A 19423-nucleotide genomic window follows, 5' to 3' on the forward strand; every position below is an offset into this window, starting at 1 on the left:
GTTACATTTTTCTTGCTTTGAAGCATACGGAAACCGGAAGCATCAGTTGTCCAATTAAGATTCGAGTCTCCCATAGGGTTCCTGCGTTATCCAACTGTAACTACAACCTGTTTTCCGCTGAAAGCGACCCCATACTTGAAGATTGTTTTAATCCCCTTACTAATCATCTCTATATCATATTTACAATTCTCCATCTGCGCCAAAGCCGTCTCTGAAAGTTGTTTCAATTTCTCTTTAGAAAAATTCTTAGCTGCCTTCAGTTCAATCAAAATACCCGGCATATTCTCGAATTTGGGCAGCAATTGTATATCATATCGGCCCTCACCGGATTCTCTATTCGAACTGATATGGTAGCGATTGTCCATCATAGCGCAAAGCCCCAGGACAAAACCATGATAAAAGTTTTCCCCGACCGTATCGTAGCAGCTCGCCGATTGAAGAAGAAGCCTGTGAATTTCTTTTTGCAGTCTCTGCGCGTCATTGGAATATAATGCTTCCTGAATTGAGATCGCGGTAGCCTGGGGAATGATATTGGTTAATTTTTGGAGGATCTCTTTGTTATAGACAAATGCGATCTCCTGGTTAGGCAGCGCCACTTCACACATGTAATCACCGCTGAAAGCAGGTTCTACCTTTACTGCTTTCAAATAGCCGGCAACCAGGAGAAAGCTGTACACAGAGGAAGGGTTGTTTCGAATCTGAGGATAAATAACTCCGGTATCAATATACGTCAGGAAAGACTCACCCTGCAATAAAACATTAAGGCGTTCATAGATATCATCTCCTGCATTCGCCAGAAGCTCGCCGATTATCTCATTGCTGCCGGTTGACTGCCAAAAGGCTTTAGGCTGGCAATAACTTCTAAAATAATTAATGACAGACCACGGGTTGAATATTTCTGAATCTCCAAAACGGTATCCGTCGTACCAAGCGCAAATTTCCTCGTACTTCTCTTCCGCATGATAATAGCGGGCAATCTCTTTTACCTCTTCCGGTGTAAAACCAAAATATTCGCTATATCGATTATCCATAATGGAATTGACCGCAAGATTGTTCAAACCACTGAAAATACTTTCTTTTGCAACACGAAGGATACCCGTTAAAAAGCCATAGGAAAGATGACGGTTATCCTTCAAACCACCAGAAAACAAGTTGCGCATAAAGAGAATCACGTCATCATAAAAGCCCCTCATATGTCCCTGCTGAATCGGCGTGTCATACTCATCAATAATAATAATGGGCGGGATGCCATAGTGTTCATCCAACATTTGAGAGAGTCTTTGCAGAGACATCATCATGTCAGTACTGTCCGCTTTCTCTTCCAAGATAGTCTTCATATATGATTTCTCATATTGACTGCACTGCTCGCTTTCTAAGAGCTCGCTATGGCGTTCAAATTCCTGTCTCAGAATCTTTGATATCTGATCATAAGTTTCCTCCCAGGTATCCCGTTTTACATCCTTAAAGGTAATAAAGATCACCGGATATTTTCCCTGATAGTCTCGATATTTTTTGCCGCAGGCCCAAATTCTTTTATCCCTAAAATAATTGGAAGTATCTTCGTCTGTCTTTTCAAAAAAGGTGCGGATCATATCCATATTCAGGGTTTTTCCAAAACGGCGCGGACGGGTAAAGAGCGACACCATAGGGCGGTCGTCCAAAAATTCTTTAATCATCATAGTCTTATCCACATAATAATATTGGGACGAGGCTAGACGGTAGTCTGAAATCCCAACCGGCAGCGGTAAGTCAGGCAGCATTTTTGTTTTTCTATATGCACCGGTTTTGATCCGGCTGTCAATAGGTTTTTCGGCATCTGCAGGAATCACCCACCTGCGGCCTTTCTTACATGCTCCTTCTATCCGCCCCTCTTTGCACAAGACCGTTACTCGGCGTTCTGTGATCCCCCACAGTATTGCCGATTCCTTTACAGTCATTGTATCGCCCATTCAGACACCTCCAGTCCTTTTAAGTATATTATAGTCAATTTCAGAATAAAATCAATATCGTTCGGAACAAAGCAAAAACCTTTGTTATGGGATATGCAGTATAAAGGACGGTATAAAACATGAGTGAAGAAATAATTCTTACAGCCCGCTGTCCTCAATCCATTTCCCGAGCGCAAAGGAATAAATCCCGCCTTCTTTCACTCTTTTTCCGGCAATCTGTTCCAGCGCCTTTTTATAAAGCACAAGCTGTACATGATAGCGGTTCAGCAGGATCTCTTCCTGGCCTTTTGTGATGCTGTCGGTCTTATAGTCCACCAGCACCAGCCCGTCCTCCTCTTCAAAATAGCAGTCGATGATACCCTGTACCAGCACCGGTTCATCGCTGTCCTGATCCGGCAGGAGTTCTCTGGCCGGTATGCCCATCACAAACTGTTTTTCTTTATACAATGCATTCTTTGCAGCAGCTTCGCACATCCTCTTTCCGATCCCGGTCCGAAACAGCCATTCAAAATGCTTCGGCCGGATGCAGTCATGCATCTCTTTGGTAATCCTGCCCGACGCATACATGGAATCGACGGCGGACTGCGGGTTCCCCGTGCACTCCGGCGCTTTAAAATCCATGAGCTCCAGCACCCGGTGATAGGCCACGCCGCGCAGCGCTCCTACCAGAGGCTTTTCTTCCTTCATGAATTTAGGAAGAGCCGGCTCTTCTGCTTCCGGGAGGTCAGGCAAAGAGGCGCCGGCGCCTTCTTCCGGATACTGCTCATAAAGCCGGACCTCCCCCTCCTCATCCGTCCCCGGCATCTGCATGCTTTTCTTCATTTCAGACACGGATATCTTGGCATGGAGCGCCGCTTCCCCAAGAAACGGATAGATAAATTTCAGCCGCTTATCCAGCTCCTCCCGGATCTCTCCGGCATAGATCCGGCACGGATCCCAGTCTGTAAGATCCTCTTTGGCCACGTCCTTCGCCACCCTTTTTACGGTTTCCATAGAAAGGATATCCTCCAGATCTATGATCTTAAGGCGTATCTCCGGTTTTTTCTCTCTGGCCAGAGCCATCAAAATCCAATCCAGATAGGAACCCGCCTGGGACAGCAGTGTAAACGGAAGTTCTCTGCCCCCGGCATAAAAGCTGTCTTCCCATTTAGTGAGTTTATTGTCCAGGTAACGGTCGGTGCCGGTCAGAATCAGTTTTTCCTTGGCCCTGGTCAGGGCCACATACAGCACGCGCAGCTCTTCACCGATATTTTCCAAGGCGATCCGTCGCTGGAAGGCTTTGCGCATCAGAGTGGCATATTTTACGCGCTGCTCGATATCAATATAGTCGGCGGCCATGCCCAAGTCCGGATGCAGCAGGATCCTGGCCGTGCTGTCTGTCAGATTAAAACGCTTTCCGATGCCGCAGACAAAGACAATCGGAAATTCCAGCCCTTTGCTCTTATGGATGGTCGTAATTCTCACGGTATCTTCATTTTCACCCAAAGCCGCGGCTTCACCGTAATCGATCTCATATTTCTGAAGGCTGTCTATATACCGGATGAACTGAAACAGTCCGTGATAGCTGGTATTTTCAAAATCCAGCGCTTTCTGCAGCAGCATATCCAGATTCGCCTGCCTGGCAGAGCCGGCCGGCATGGCGGATACATAGTCATAATATCCGGTTTCCTCCATCACGCGGCGCACCAGCTCATGCAGCGGGATGCAGGGCAGGATCTGCCGGTATCCCTCCAGCATAATAAGAAATCTGTTCAGTTTATTCCTGACTGCCTCCCTGGAACCTTCTTTGGCATACCAGAGCACGGCACGGTACATCCCTCTGACCGAACGCTTAAATTTCCTGCGGAATTCTCCCATGATCACAGCCAGGTCCTCGCTGTTAAGGCCGCCGACAGGAGACTTTAACACCGCGGCCATAGGGATATCCTGCATGGGATTGTCGATGACCCGCAGCAGTTCCAGCACCACCTGTACTTCCAGCGCGCTGAAATAGCCGGATGCGGACTGGGCAAAGGCCGGTATACCGTCATTTAACAGGATGTTTAAAAATGTCTCCGCCCATCCTTTAAAAGAACGGAGTATGATCACAATGTCCCCGTAGCGCGCCCTGCGGTAGCAGCCTTTATTCCTGTCATATACCATAAAACCGCTCTGTGGGTCTATCAGTTCCCTGATGCGGGCCGCCGCCGCCTTGGCCTCCAGCTCCCGGATATGATAATCCGCGTCCTGCTGTGCGGCCAGCACCTCTTTGTCCGGCTGGATCAGAAGAATCTCGGTGGAGGTGTCGTTTGCCTCCCCGCATTCCGGATAATCCGCGCCCGGATACAGAGCCGCCGTCTCATCGTAGGCGATATTGCCCAGCGGTCTGGTCATGATCTGGTAAAAGAAGAAATTGATATCCGAAAGCACACTGCTGCGACTGCGGAAATTTCTGTGCAGGTCTATGCGCTGGTACAATCCGTCCTCAGTCCCATACTTTTCATACTTTTCCATAAACAGTTCCGGCCTGGCCAGCCGGAATTTGTAGATGCTCTGTTTCACATCCCCAACCATAAAGATATTGGGCTGTCCCAGCCGCTCCCTGGATATGCTGTTTAAGATGGTCTCCTGCAGCAGGTTGCTGTCCTGATACTCATCGATCATAATCTCATCGTAGGTCTGGCTCTGTTCTTTTGCCGCGTCCGTGATCTCAAGCTCTCCCTCCTCCGTCCGCCGTACCAGGATATTCAGGGCAAGATGCTCCAGATCGTTGAAATCCAGGGTGTTTTTCTCCTTCTTCCTCTCCTGGAAACGTCTGGTGAATTCCGCGGTGAGACCGATTAGAACATTCAGCGGCTCCCGCATGCCGCGGATGCCTGCGAGCATCTCCTCCATGTCCTGGACGCAGAGCCGCTTCTTCATATCCTGCAGCGCTTTTTTTACCTGATTCCGTATATTGGATACCAGCGCTTTTTTATCGGCATTGACTGCAGCGTCCTTTTTAGATGACATGCGCATGAATTTCTGGCCCGACAGAAGGCCGCCGGCCTCATGGAATCCCTTGGCACCGATCAGCTCCTGCACCATCCTAAGGTCATCCCTTATCATATCCTCATACATATAGGGGCCGTTTTCCGACCGGCATTGCAAAAGCGCATACAAAAGCTGCTCTTTCAGCTCTGCGCACTCTATTGCCAGATCCTCCATCAGGAAACGCATCCAGCCGCTCTTTTCAATATCCTCCTCACTGTCCGCTTCCAGATTTTCCCGGCAGCGTTCCAGCCAGAGTTCCGGCCAGGGATATCCGCTGGAAAACTGATACAGCTGTTCGATGTAATCTTCCAGGCCGCCATCGGCATTTCCCACGGCATAACACTCGACAAACCGCAGGAACTCCTCCTTGCCTTCCGCATAGCAGTCTTCCAGAAGCTGGCGGATCACATCCGCACGCATCAGCTTCATCTCTCCCTCTTCGCCCACCCGAAACTCCGGATCCATATCCAGCTCGTTGGCGTAATTGCGGATCAGATGGAGGCAGTAGCTGTCAATCGTGGTGATATCCGCATGGTGCAGGAGCGTCAGCTGCCGCTGGAGATGGGCGCTTCCCGGATGCTCCTCCACCTTCTTTTCTATGGCCTTGCTGATCCTCTCCCGCATCTCCGAGGCGGCGGCCTTTGTGAAGGTCACCACCAGAAGCCGGTCGATGTCCACAGGATTTTCCTCATCGGATATCATGGTGATGATACGTTCCACCAGCACCGCGGTTTTGCCGCTTCCGGCGGCGGCGGCCACCAGAAGGTTGCGGTTTCTAAGCCGGATGACCTGCTGTTGTTCTTCCGTCCATTCCACGCCCATCACCGCACCTCCTCTCTGCCGTTCTTATGCTTGTCTTCATTCTGCTCATAGAATTCCTGCCAGATCTCCTCCTGCGACTTTTCCTTCAGCCTCCGGTAACGGTATCCCGGAGTCTTAAGGTCAAAGCCGCAGACTGCCTTAAACCTGCAGTAATCACAGGCTGTGCGGTTATCCCTTTTATAGGGATTGACCGGTATGCTTCCATCCATGATCTCCCGGCCCAGCAGGCGAATCTTACGGCTCACGTAGTCGCGCAGATTTTCAAACTGCTGCTCCGATACCTGTTTGGTCTTTTTCTGCTCCGGCGCCCCCAGATCCTGATTCAGAAGACCGTTCATCTGCAGCTGTTCCAGAATCTTCTGGCGGATGTTCTCCTCATCGGCACCCTCCTCATAATCCACCAGCGGATCTTTGATATTATAATAGAGCACCCCGCCGGGCACGATTTTCTTATCCGGGTAGCGTTTCTTTGCCAGGCCTGCCACGGCGTCCAGATACAGCACCAGCTGCAGCTGCAGCCCATAATAGACCGATATAAGGTCAAAGGAGGTGTTCCCGGTCTTGTAGTCCACAATCCGTATGTAGACCCGGTCCTCGCCCTCGCACACATCCACACGGTCCACCCGTCCGCTTAACCGCATGATCTCTTCCTCTGTAAGAGCGATCTTAAGCGCTCCCGAATCGTCGGCAGAAAAGGACACCTCAAAACCGGCCGGCCTGAAATTATCCCGCTTCAGCTGTTCGGACAGCGCCCAGACCGTGCGCTCCGTAATCCGCTCAATGCGCCCTGCGAGATATGCATTTCTGGCGCTGCTCTTTAAAACAGTGTTTCCGTACTCATCCGTCACCTGTCCCACACAGCTGCTCACAAGATCCCTGCGGCCTGCATCTTCCATCCCGTTCCAATCCAGCCCGGCCTCTTCCATTTTCCGAAATACCAGCTCAATGGAATTATGGAAGATCGTACCCATATCCGCTGTGGCAAATTCAAATTCCCGGCGCTCGGTGAGCTCCAGCCCATAGGACAGGAACTGTGCATAGGCACAGGCAGCCTGTTTTTCCAGCCTGGTGACGCTTCCGGACAGTTCTGTGCCATACAGCGCTCTTGCCACCGCCTGCCCGATCCCCTTCTCTTCATAGCTGTAAAAGGCGGCATCCACCAGCTTAAGCAGCAGCTTTTGTTTCTCGTCCTGCCCGTAATACCAGCTGTAGAGCTCCTTCCAGGCCGGACTGCTTTGGCCGTCTCTGTACTCCCTAAGCCCACGGATCAAGAAGGAAACCGCGGTTTCCTCCGTGGCGATCCCATACAGAGGGTCTTCAGAGCCGTCCGCCGCCTGTACGGACATATCCGGAAACAGCTTCAAGATCTCGCCGATCATGTAGGAGGGGCGCAGCGCTTTTCCGTCGGAGCCCGTGGCCGAATAGGATATAAAGAGCTTTTCAGAAGGTTTTGTCAGCGCAAGATACAGATAAAAACGCTCGATGAAGCCCCTCTTTTTCGCGGTGGGCGCCAGCTCTATCTGAAGCGAATCCAGCATATCCCGGTCATAGACGGAAAAGATGCCGCCCCGTTCCCCGGTCTTGGGCACGTTTCCGTCATTGACGCCGATGAAAAACAGCGCCCGGATATCGCCCAGCCTGGTCCTCTCCATATCGCCCACCACCAGCCGGTCCACGCAGGAAGGGATCAGTCCCACTTTGATCTCATTGAAACCGCTGTCTAAAATATCATTGAATTCTTTCAGGGAAATGTATTGTTCGCCCAAAAGCTTCACAATCTCATCCAGAAGTTCCAGCACTTTGCCGTAGGCCTGCTCATACTCCTTTTCCAGCACGCTGTCCCCCTGTTTTGCAAATTCAGCCGCATACTCCGCAATCTGTGCTTCCGCCCTGCTTTCTATCAGAAAAAGCACAAGGCCTTCTGCAAAATCCCTGACGGTATTTTCCTTATTTTTCAGCACTTCTCTTAAACGCAGTATCGGTTCAAACACCTTCTGTCTGGCGCTGTTTAACCGCTCAAAGTCGATAAATCCGCTGTTTTTATACTCCTTATACCACTCCTGCTGCCAGCGCTTATTCCCCCGGATGCCCATGGCCAGCACATAGTTCTCAAGCTCGTCCGTTTCCTCCCTGTCTATGAGCCTGATGCCGCTCTTGAGGCATCGGAACACGCTCTCATAGGTAAAGTCCTTCTCAATCACTTCCAGCGCGGAGCGTATGTATTCTACCAGCGGATTGGACATCAGGCTCTTTTTGCGGTCCATGAAATAGGGAATCCCGTATTTGGGGAAATATTGCTCCACCAGCGGGCCGTAACCGGCCAGATCCCCGGTCACCACGGCGATATCGCGGTACCTGTATCCACAGTCCCGCACCAGACGGCATATGGACGAACCCAGGGCCTGCACCTCCTCCGAAGGATTGGCGGCCACGGAAACCGCAATGGAGGCTTCTTCCCCTTCACGGCTCTTATAAACTGTCCTGTGATAGCGCAGCACCTCTCTCTCCAGAAATGCCAGCTGCCCTGCCTTTCTAAAACGGTAAGGCGGCTGCTGCCGGATCACCTCATCCTCATCCCTTGATATGCCGGCCTCCGCCGCCAGCTCGGCAAGCCTAGCCACCGTCCTGCGGCTTAAATGAAACAACTCATGAGGGCTGCCCTCTTTATATGGATTCACGGACGGGTCCACGGTCAGCGTCACCACCACTTTTCTTGCATGAATCATTAACAGCTGCAGAAGCTTATACTGCACCGGCGTGAAGCCGGTGAATCCGTCCAGTGTGATTACGCTGTTTCGGATGATTTCCGACCGGGGGATCAGGCTGCACAGCTTTTCCAACACCTCCTCCGAAGTGATGGTATCCTCACCCAGCTCCTTTGAGAACGCTTCATAGACCACCGCCAGGTCTTTGAGCTTCCGGTTCAGCCCTCTGGTCTTCTCCGTCTTTTTAGCCAGCGCCTCCAGATCCTCCAGGCCGACGCCGTACTGATAGAGCTCGGACAGCATGGATTTGAGCTGGCCGATAAACCCAGGTTTGTTCAGATTTCTTCCGAAAGGCCCCAGTTCCTTTTTAATGCTCCCGGCCACCTTGCGCAGCACCATCGTCTTGCCGATATCGTCCAGCACCACCAGGTCCGTGCAGCCCAGCTCCTCGAAGATCCGGTACGCCAGGCGCTGGAAGCTGACGATGTCGATGTTCATGACACCATGACGGGGATGCAGCATTACGATGTCCTTCTGAGTCTGCAGCGTAAACTGTTCGGGCACAATGGCTATGTAATTGACTTCCGGCTCCTTTATGGAAAGCGAGATCAGCATCTGATACAGCCGGTAGGACTTGCCGCTTCCGCTGCTTCCAAAAATAAACTGCAATGACATGGATGTTCTGCTCCTTCTTTAAGTGTAATAAAACCCGTGAATTGATAATAAAATATACAAAAACCATTTGTCGGAGGACTTCTATGAGTTCCAAAACGAAAATTGTAGTACTGCGTATGAAAGAGCTGATCTATACCGCCATATTCGTAGGCCTGGGCATCCTGCTGATCATCCTTCTGGTGTATATGTTTTCCAGCAAGGGGGGCAAACAGAAAGACAGCGCAGCTCCCACCTCTTACATACCAGGAGTCTACTCCGCATCCCTGGTGCTGAACGGTCAGAATATCGACGTGTCCGTAACGGTAGACAGCGACCGCATCAACTCCATCAATTTCGTACAGCTGGACGAAGCTGTGACCACCATGTACCCGCTGATGGAGCCGGCATTAAATGAGCTCACAGAGCAGATCATCGATTCGCAGAGCACCGCCAATATCCAACTGGACGAAGGCATGAAATACACCCAGTCCGCCCTGGTCTCCACCATCGAGGAAGCGCTTTCCAAAGCAGCTCCGTGAGTCTTACGCATATGAAAGGTTACTGTTCACAGCTGCCGATAAAGCAGCGTATGGAGGGACAGAGTATACGGTAACTGTGAATGGCAACAGCGGACAGGAAGAGCAGGCTGACATGCCTGCTCTTTTATAGCATTTACAGCTGCTCAAGTTCCTCCACCCAGACCCGCATGCAGGCATCGCTGGGCATCCTAAGGTCGCCGCGGGGAGAGACTGCAACGGTTCCTACCTTAGGGCCGTCCGGCAGGCAGGAGCGCTTGAACTGCTGGGTGAAGAATCTGCGGTAAAAAGTCTTCAGCCATTTTAATACCGTTTCTTTATCATACTGCCCCGCAAAAGCCAGACAGGCCATGCGGTAGATCTTGGCAGGCCTATAGCCGAAGCGCAGCATATGATAAAGATAGAAATCGTGAAGCTCGTAAGGACCTACAATGTCCTCCGTCTTCTGAGCAATTTTCCCCTCGCTGGGGGGAAGCAGCTCCGGACTCACAGGCGTATCTAGCACATCACAGAGCACTTCCGAAAGCCTGCTGTCCTGACAGGTATCCGCGAAATATCTGACCAGATGCCGCACCAGCGTTTTGGGCACAGAGGCATTGACGCCATACATGGACATGTGGTCGCCGTTATAGGTGGCCCAGCCCAAAGCCAACTCTGACATATCACCGGTGCCTACCACCAGGCCGTTGATCTGATTGGCCAGATCCATCAGAACCTGGGTGCGTTCCCTGGCCTGACTGTTCTCATAGGTGACATCCCTGTTCTCTTCCGGCTGTCCGATATCACGAAAATGCACGCGTACCGCCTCTCGGATGGGAACTTCACGCAATGTGGTTCCCAGCGTTCCGGCAAGCAGGCACGCGTTCTGATAGGTGCGGTCGGTGGTGCCGAAGCAGGGCATGGTGACGGACCATATGCGCTCACGCGGAATATTCAGCAGATCAAAAGCACGCACGGCCACCAGCAGCGCCAGCGTGGAGTCCAGGCCGCCGGAAATGCCGATGACTGCATTGCGGCAGCCGGTATGCTCCAGACGTTTTTTCAGGCCCATGGACTGAATGGCCAGGATTTCCTCGCAGCGCTTATCCCTGTCCTGCTTTCCTTTTGGCACAAAGGGCAATGGCTCAAAACTGCGGATCAGATCAAGCTGTTCCAACTCAATATCAAATGAGATCTTACGATAATCCTTATCCGATACGGGCCCGAAGGTCGTCATGCGGCGCCGCTCGCTGTGCAGCTTTTCCAGATCTACATCCGCATATGTGATTTCGTTGCAAAAGCGCTGTGACTGCACAAGCAGCGTACCGTTCTCAGCAATCAAGTTATGCCCTGAAAATACCAGGTCGGTGCTGGATTCCCCTTCTCCCGCACTTGCATACAGATAAGCGCAGACCAGCTTGGCGGACTGGCCGGTCACAAGGCTGGTGCGGTATACATCCTTCCCAGTATTTTCATTGCTGGCGGATGGATTGACGATAACAGTGGCTCCGGCCAGCGCATGACGTATGCTGGGCGGAGCAGGCACCCACAGATCCTCACAGATTTCCGCAGCTACGGTCAGATCCGGTATGGAGGCGCACTGAAACAGCATATCCGTGCCCATAGGCACCTCGTATGGCGCTTTTCCTGCGGGTGAAAACTTTATCATTACCGGCTGCTGCATGCCCGGGACAAAATGTCTGGCCTCATAGAACTCGGAATAATTAGGGATACATGTCTTGGGCACAAGGCCCAGCAGCCTGCCTCGGCTCACGGCAGCGGCCACATTATAGAGCTTTCCCAGATGTTCCCAGGGCAGACCTATAAAGGCAATCAGGTCCAGATTATCTGTAAATGCAATGATCTGTTCCAATGAAGCCCTCGCTTCCTCAAGCAGCGAATTCTGCAGAAACAGGTCGCCGCAGGTATACGCTGTAAGACAAAGCTCTGGAAATACCACAACCTTGGCTTTCTTCTCTGCCGCCAGGCTCAAATTTTCACATATCCTCTCCCGGTTATATACCGGATCGGCCACTTTCACTTTCGGCGTGGCCGCCGCCATTCTGATAAAGCCATTCTTCATAATGTCTCCAATCCTGCGCCTATATTCGCATATTTATTTGATGCGCCATCATTTGATTATAAAAACTTTTCAATCACATGCGCGATGCCGTCATCATCGTTACCGGCAGTGATATAATCCGCCTCCTGCTTCACGGCCTCGTTGGCATTGGCCATCGCTACGCCCAGACCAGCATAACGTATCATGGACACATCGTTGTAGCCGTCGCCGCAGCAGATCATCTGCTCCCTGGTCATACCCAGATGCTTCAAAAGCTTTCCAAGTGAATAGGCCTTGTCGATATTCTCAGGCATGATCTCCAGGAAATACGGTTCGGAACGATATACATTAAACTGATCTCCCAGCGATTCCTTCACCATCGGTTCAACTTCAGCCAGCCGGTCCCCGTCTGCCAGCATCAGAAACTTGACCGGAGGAAAGTAGATATATTCCAGCAGATGGACCACATATTTAACGGACATCTTATTGATTGCCGCCTCCTTCTGCACATAGATATCGCCGGGTGTTTCCGTTATAATGGACTCATTCTCATAAGTCAGCAGATTTACCTTATACTCCCTTGCCAGATCGACAACCTCGTGGATTCTTGATTCCGGAAGCGACTTTTCGAAAATCACCTCCTGATGCCTGAAGTCGATGACCTTTGCGCCGTTAAAGGACAGGATGTAACCGCCGTACCGGTCCAGCTTCAGCTCCTTCGCCAGAGGCACAATTCCCTGTGTCGGTCTGCCCGATGCCAGCACCACGCGGATCCCCCTTTCCTGGGCCGCCATCAGCGCCTCATATGTTTTTGGTGATATCACTTTCTGTGAAGTTGTCAGAGTGCCGTCCAGATCCAGCACGATCATTCTGTACGCCATATTCTTCCCCCATATGCCACCTGCCATGCAGATTTATTACTTAACATATTAATTATCCGTCTTTCATACACATAAGGGACAGACCCTGTTCCGTCAGGAACAAGGGGCCTGTCCCTCATTATCCGGGAATTTACTCCTCCACGAGCTGCCAAACGCTCTCATTTCACAGGAAATTCAGCCAATGAAATAAAAAGCTATTCGCAAAACTCTCCTTATCCCGTATAGAACGCCATCTTATAAAAAACGGGATAAGTCTCAAAAAACTGCTTTAGATTCGTACGGTTGTCCGGCAGCGGATCGTTGATTAAAAAATCCGAGGGATAAAAATTCTCCCCGTCTCCGCAGTAGCCCACAACCAGCACCCAGTGAGGGCGGCCGTTTTTCTTTTCCGATCCGACCAGCACCGGTATTCCCTCATGAAGCTTTTCAAATATCGTTTCAAGGTAATAGGTGCTGTCCGTCGTCCAGGTATATGTCTTGGGCCAGCCCAGGTTCCCCTTTTTGTCGTACCAAAGCAGCTCTTCCATATCATCCGGATAGACCATGGTCTTTGTCAGAAAAGACTTTGACATAGCCAGACAGGTGGTCGCGCATCCGATATCCTTCATCTTGCGCTTGCTGGAGCCTAAAGTCACATCACCCCAGCGGCCGTCAGTCTGCTTGTAGGCCGGCACGTCCAGATACACATAGGGCTCCTCCGGTTCCGCTTCCGAGAGATAATCGCCATGGCAGTAACCGTTTAAGACCTCACCGGTCCTGGAATCCTCTCCCGCCACTGCGTAAAAGCCATCCACATCAGTTCCTGTGATCGTAACCTCCTGGCGGTAAACAAAATGCCCGATCACACTCGATTCCGTATTGGCCTGCTCTCTGACATTGAGCTTGCCGAATGTAGTCACCCATGCCGGGCGGTCTCCGGTATACGTTTCAGCCTCCGGCTGTGGCTCTGCCGCCTGTACCTTCAGCGGCTCTGCAGGGGCGATGCCCACCGTCTCATCCACAACATTTACTCTGGCAGGCTGAGCGGACTCCGCTTCCGCCCTGGCTCTGACCGGCGGCTTGACAAACGCCACACAGCACATCATCACAGCCAGTACGCCGATTATGATTCCCGAAATGTGTTTCTCTTCAAATTTCATCCTTGGCCTCTTTACTCCCCGGGCAGCCCGGGTTTCTTTATGGTGCGCCGTTTAACGGAAACGCTCCCAAATAATTATCACATAAAGAAGCCCGGAATGCAAGGGGATAAGAGGAAAAATATTAAGTAATTGTTACAGATGTATGACAGTATTTAACTATCTGTTTTCATTGATATAGATCTGTACGCGGCTCTGGATGATATCCGCCACCTCATTGACGGATTTCTGGCCTTCAAAGTATGCGGCACTCTCCTCATTGATGATGTTTAACAGTTGCTGGTCATAGTTCATTACCTGATCCAGCGACTTGATGAAGTTAATCACCACATCCACCTCTTCCCTGGTCATAGGGTCAATGATGATTTCCACGCCGTTAATATAGGCCGTATTGTCATATTCGATCTTATTGCCGTTTTCATCCTCATAATACGGCTTCTGCATCGCCTCTTCCCCCATGGCTTCCAGACGCTTCAGGCTGATAGGCCAGTTATATGAAATGCTGTCCTGATATTCGTCCGTCAGATAATAGCGCAGGAACTCCCATGCTCCATCCTTATTCTTGGATTTGGAAGAGATAGCGAAGCTTAAATCAGCAGAAATAGCCGAACCCTGTTTGTTATCCGAAGGGAAACCGATCAGGGTGATATCCTCACCGAAAGTGGCTTTTTTCAGGCTGTTATAGGTATTGAAATCATACAGCCCTGTGATCTGCGCCACCGCCCGGCCGTCACGGAACATAGTATCATAGCCCTGCCAGTAATCGTCACCGTACATATCTTCGGTGTATTCCTTCGGGAACTCATTGGCAAATTCCAGCAGCTGTTTGAAACTGTCGGAATTGAATGTGCATTTTCCTGTGGACCAGTCTATGAACTGATCGCCAGCCATGCCCACCGCATAATACAGGATCGTCTCCCGCAATGTGCTGGGGAACGCTTCCGTCCCTTCCGGCTTAGTGGCCATCAGTGCCTTCAGATCCTGCAGCGTCCAGCCGGGCTCCGGCCCTACATCCGATGTCTTGGCCACCGCGGTCTGTATGCCGAAGCTAGGCACCAGCTGATAGAGCTTGCCGTCAACAGAGAAGGCCTCCAATATATTGGGAAGGTAGTCTGCGCGTTCTAAATCCGGGTCTTTATCAATAAATGGATAGAGATCTTCAAATAATCCTTTGGCAACATAACTGTTCACCGGCAGTTGGCTGTTAAGCACTAGAATATCCGGCACGTTGCCCGACACAATGTCTGTATTCAGCTTGTTCACGCCAGCCTGCCAATCCTCTTCTGTATTATAGGAGGAATAATCCGTCAGGCGCACGCGGTATAGATCGCTCGCCTTGTTGAACGACACAATTCTTCTCTTGACATTGTAGTCCACATAAGTGCAGCCCAGCGTGATGATTGTTTTATCCTTAATTTCGCTGGGATCCACCTTCGTATATTTTACGAGAACAGTTTTCATGCTCTCTTCATCGTATCTGGTGCCAATCATCTCGGTTTCGCTGATGCCGATCAGATTGTTCAGATTGTCTCCGGTCAGATCGGAATCCACATAGTTAAAAATCTCGTTAATATTTTCTTCGCCGAAATTATACCCGTAGACCGCCTGGCTGTCCCTTAAAAACACATCGTAGCCGTATCCGGGGGATATATTGTAGTTAAAGGAAGAACCCGGCAGCGTATAGCTATCCGTCAGTGACTTTGTATTCAGATCCAATTTCTGAATGAACTGGCTTTCTCCCCAGCCGCTCACCAATATGGTTCCATCCTGCTTGGTAAATATCTGGTTGATATATTTGCCCTCGCCCAGATCCACGGAGGTGTTTGGAGTCCCATCCGTATTATATACAAGAATTTTCTGGTCAGCGGTGATTAACAGGCGGTTCTGGCTGTCACAGAACATGCCTCCGACATACTCCATTCCCTCTTCCGCCAGATCCTTGCTCCAGCCCTCATTGCCATCCATATCCCACTGCTTAAGCATGAGTTCATTTTTGTACTCTATATTTTCCGGATCGCTGTTATCCTCAATATATCTGGACAATACGCCGTATACATTGCCCTCGCTGTCACCCGTCAGATTATAGAATGAGCTGCTGCCGTCCATATTAAAGCTGAAAGACTTGATGTCGGATCCGTCCGGTTTAAAAGAACACATCACAAACTCTACCTGGTAGGAATCGTCGCCTCCCGGCAGTGCGGGCATGGTGGTATCCGCAGGTGCATCCGCAGGCACATCCGTATCCGCCTGGGACGCTTCGTCACCAGCTGCGGTCTCATCCGCCGCAGGGCTCTCCTCACCTGCTGCAGTCTCATTTGCCGCAGAGCTCTCCTCACCGGCAGACTCTGTCGTTTCCGTCGTTTCCCCGGAACTGCCTTCGTCAGTATCCGGCGCAGCTGTCTCCGGCACCGCTATATCGCCGGAAGCTGCCCCCAGGTCATAAACTGCTCTGGGCATGATGCCTCCGCCGCTGTTCGGATACACATATCCGTATACAAAAATCCGTCCCCCGGCCTGAAACATACTGTTTATGTCCTGAAGCGGAAGATCCAGCTCCAGCACCGTCTCGCGGAACACATGCTGCTTCGCCGCTTCGGAATCCTGGCTGCCCGTCTTTTTACCGCATCCGGTACCGGAAATCACCAAGGCGAAACACAGCGCCAGGCAAAGCATCCCCTTTGTCCATCTCTTCATTTTCATAGTCTCCCTCATTTCTCTACTGCGCATTCGCATGCTTTTTCTTTTTTTCCTTTTTAGGCGTTTGCGCGCGTTTTAACCTGCGCCGTTCCATCCAATCCTCGAACCGGTCACGCAGATCGGCGAAGCGCCACCTGCGGTGCCTCCACATGCTTACCAGCAGTATCACCAGCAGGACTGCCGGTATCAGCAGGAACAATATCCTAAGCACCAGCACCATGGCCAGGATGTCCTCCCAGCCTCTGGCAATATTCTCCCAATACGGGTAAACAATCGCCTTCTCATTCATGGAGCGGTAGCTGAAGTCCTTCAGCACGGTGAGCAGGGAGAGCAGAGTAAATCTCTTTGAATTTTCCACAGCTTCCAGTTCCGCCTCGTCCACTCCTATGTTTTTGCGCACCGCGGACAGGGCAAACGCGGATATCGGGTTGGGCATCACGACTTCATATGCGCTTATATTCTGGCTGTTTCCATATCTGGTCAGGGAATCATAGGACAGATATACCGTGCTCTCCCCATTCCCGGCCATTTTATTCATTTTGCTTTCTTCACGCCGGATCACGCCGGATACAATATGGGGCACATTTCCGATCATCACCTGCATGCCTTCCACATCATAGGAACCGAACAGCTGCCATGCGCTGTCCTGGTCCAGGATGATATGATCCTGCATCAGGTCGCTGCCGGAGAAATAGGAGCCCGACAGCAGTTCCAGGGGATGGAACAAGAAGAAGTCTCCTCCCACCCCAATTGCATTCACTTCCACCTTGGACTGCTGTCCCTGTACTGTGACCTTGCCTCTGGCGCTGTATGAGTCCACCCACAGCCTGGCCTTTTCATTGGGCGGCGTGACGGACACCTCTGTCAGCGCCGCATCCAATGAATGCTCCAGGGCGGCGATGCCTTCCGGAGTCAGGCCGGCATCCGCCGATAAGAAGCAGCTGACCTGCGCCACACCGCCCTCATCGGACCATCTTCCGGCCATCTGCTGGTCGGTCAGCGATCGCACCACATGGCCGGACCAGACAGTAAGCCCTGTAAACAGGAGAAAGGATATCAGCCCCAAAAGGCCAAGCCATGCCTGCTTTCTGGTAATCCGCGACGTGAGGTTATTTAAAAACCTTCTCATCCATATCCTCCCTTAATCTGCCAGTCTGACTTGCTTGCCCGCCTCAACAGGCTTCGTAGAGGTTGTAATTACATATTCATAGCCATACAGCGCTGCGCTGATCGCGGACTGTGTGTCATCCTGCGCCAGCACCTCCACGTCCACTCTGGTCGCGATATAGCGGTTGCCCAGAGGGCTGCTCTTGGATTCCACCGTCAGTATGAATTTTCCGTTGTTGTCCTCTCTGATGGCGCTGGTGGGCACGATCAGATCGTAATTCTGGCTCTTCTGTCCTACGGAAAGGCTTAAGGACTGTCCTGCCTGCACGTCTCCGCTCACATCGAACACCAGCAGCTTATTTTTGCCGGGATTTTCAGGATCCGGTTTAATGGCGGACAGGGTTGCCTTCACGTCGTTGTAATACCAGGAATTCTGCAGATCGGCTGGATCCCCCACCTTAAGGTTTTTGGCCTGTGCCTCGGTCACGCTGAAGCTGACGGTAAAGCCCTTGTCTGCCACCTGGATCACAGCCATGGCCTGCTCAGGCGTTGTGGTCTCACCGGCTACCAGATTGACCGCGGTGATGGTTCCTGCCACGGGGGCTTTGATTACGGTGTCGGTGACCTTGCCCTTCAGTTCCTCAATCAGTTCTTTCTGTTTCTTGATCTGTTCATTCTGTGTCTCCAGCTCCAGCGTGCTGGATATCTCGGTGAGAAGCTCCGTACGGTCTTCCGTCGCATAAGTCTGTTCGTTTGTAGCGGTCTGCAGCTTTGTGTTCAGCTCCGCTTTTGTCTTATTCAGCGCGTTGATCTGGTTGGTGATATCACTGCCCTTGTTATTTAATGCCGCTGTCGCGTTATCCAGAGTTGTCTGGCAGGAATCCACATTGCTCTTGGCATTGTTATATTCATTCTGAGCATTGCCGAGTTCGGATTTCGCATTGTTTAATTCAGAATTCTTGCTGTTTTTCTCTAAATTTTTCTTGCTGATATCGTCATCTATTTTCGCAAGCGCCGCTTTGGCTGCCTTAAGGGCTTCCTCCAGCTGCTGAATATCATTTCCGGATACAGAATCCGTAGCTGCGCTGTTAAAAGCTTCTTCTGCTTTTTTAACTTCCTCTTCCGCACGTTTTTTATCTATACCCAGGGAAGAGAGTTCCAGATCAAGTGCGGATATCGCCGAATTCGCGCTGTCCACTTTACCCTGTGCGCTGCTCACTCTCGCAGAGGCATCGCTAAGCCTGGTCTGGGCATCGGCCAGCGCTTTTTCCGCATCTGCCTTAGCCTTCTCTTCCGCCGCCGTATTCTGTGCGGCCTTATCAGCCTCCAGAAGTGCGATCTGCCTGTCAATCGATGCTATCTGATCCGTATAGCTCCTCACAGCATTCTGCGCATTTTCCAGACGCTTGTTGGCTTTCTCAATCCTCGCCTGGTTTGCGGACAGGGAATCGCTCCCGCCGCTCTCCACTTTATCAATGGCGCTGCTGGGCACATCTCCACTTAGGATCTTCTGCTCAAATGCAAGCAGCAGATCATCCAGCGCCTTCTCCGCTTCTTTTAACTCCGTGCTCTCACTGTCCTCCAACACAAACAGCGGATCGTCTTTCTGCACCTCATCGCCCTTCTTGACAGCCACGCTGGAAACGGTGCGGGTTTCTTTTATGGACACGTTATACGGCTCTCCGGCCTCCACATTTCCTGTGCCGCGGATCTTCGCCGTGATGGAACCGGATGTTACGGTCTGTGTGGCTACCTCCGGCAGCGAATAATTCATAATCGTATTGGAGAAAAAGGTGAGGATCAGCATAATTACCAGAAACACAATCGCTGCATTTTTGATCCACTCTCTCCGCTTTTTCGTATTCTCGTTCATTTTCTACGGT

Annotated in this window: 10 protein-coding genes; 1 reads left to right on the forward strand and 9 read right to left on the reverse strand. The window is 51.2% G+C overall.

Annotated features, from left to right (window positions below):
* Positions 1-86 precede the first annotated feature (86 nt).
* The 3 genes from DWZ56_RS14195 to DWZ56_RS14205 form a co-directional block, all read right to left on the reverse strand.
* Positions 87-1949, reverse strand: coding sequence for an AAA family ATPase (locus DWZ56_RS14195; protein WP_118557295.1), 1863 nt, complete (start codon positions 1947-1949; stop codon positions 87-89).
* 138 nt (positions 1950-2087) lie between these two features.
* Positions 2088-5783 (reverse strand): helicase-exonuclease AddAB subunit AddA, encoded by a 3696-nt coding sequence (addA, locus tag DWZ56_RS14200; RefSeq protein ID WP_118557296.1) that lies wholly within the window; start codon positions 5781-5783, stop codon positions 2088-2090.
* Entirely contained in the window at positions 5783-9163 is a 3381-nt protein-coding gene (locus DWZ56_RS14205; protein WP_118557297.1) for a PD-(D/E)XK nuclease family protein, read from the reverse strand. The genes addA and DWZ56_RS14205 overlap by 1 nt, the downstream gene beginning before the upstream one ends.
* Positions 9164-9246: 83 nt before the next feature.
* Here DWZ56_RS14205 and DWZ56_RS14210 point away from each other — a divergent pair, with 83 nt between their 5' ends.
* Positions 9247-9681, forward strand: a complete 435-nt coding sequence (locus DWZ56_RS14210; protein WP_118557298.1) for a hypothetical protein — start codon at positions 9247-9249, stop codon at positions 9679-9681.
* A gap of 133 nt (positions 9682-9814) precedes the next feature.
* Here DWZ56_RS14210 and DWZ56_RS14215 read toward each other — a convergent pair whose 3' ends face one another.
* From DWZ56_RS14215 to DWZ56_RS14240, 6 genes are all read right to left on the reverse strand, one after another.
* A complete protein-coding gene (locus DWZ56_RS14215) occupies positions 9815-11740 on the reverse strand; it encodes an NAD(+) synthase (RefSeq protein ID WP_118557299.1) in 1926 nt (641 codons plus the stop codon).
* 56 nt (positions 11741-11796) lie between these two features.
* Complete coding sequence (locus DWZ56_RS14220) at positions 11797-12600, reverse strand: Cof-type HAD-IIB family hydrolase (protein ID WP_118557300.1); 804 nt, start codon at positions 12598-12600, stop codon at positions 11797-11799.
* Positions 12601-12812: 212 nt separating this feature from the next.
* Positions 12813-13739, reverse strand: a complete 927-nt coding sequence (locus tag DWZ56_RS14225) for an SH3 domain-containing protein (RefSeq protein WP_118557301.1) — start codon at positions 13737-13739, stop codon at positions 12813-12815.
* A 156-nt stretch (positions 13740-13895) separates the two neighbouring features.
* Complete coding sequence (locus tag DWZ56_RS14230; protein WP_158584598.1) at positions 13896-16430, reverse strand: extracellular solute-binding protein; 2535 nt, start codon at positions 16428-16430, stop codon at positions 13896-13898.
* Positions 16431-16452: 22 nt separating this feature from the next.
* A complete protein-coding gene (locus tag DWZ56_RS14235) occupies positions 16453-17562 on the reverse strand; it encodes an ABC transporter permease (protein WP_118557303.1) in 1110 nt (369 codons plus the stop codon).
* A gap of 12 nt (positions 17563-17574) precedes the next feature.
* On the reverse strand, positions 17575-19413 hold the full coding sequence (locus DWZ56_RS14240; protein ID WP_118557304.1) for an HlyD family efflux transporter periplasmic adaptor subunit: 1839 nt from the start codon (positions 19411-19413) through the stop codon (positions 17575-17577).
* Between the last annotated feature and the right edge of the window lie 10 nt (positions 19414-19423).

Origin of the sequence: Lachnotalea sp. AF33-28, assembly GCF_003477885.1 — a bacterium.
Taxonomy (GTDB): Bacteria; Bacillota; Clostridia; order Lachnospirales; family Lachnospiraceae; genus AF33-28.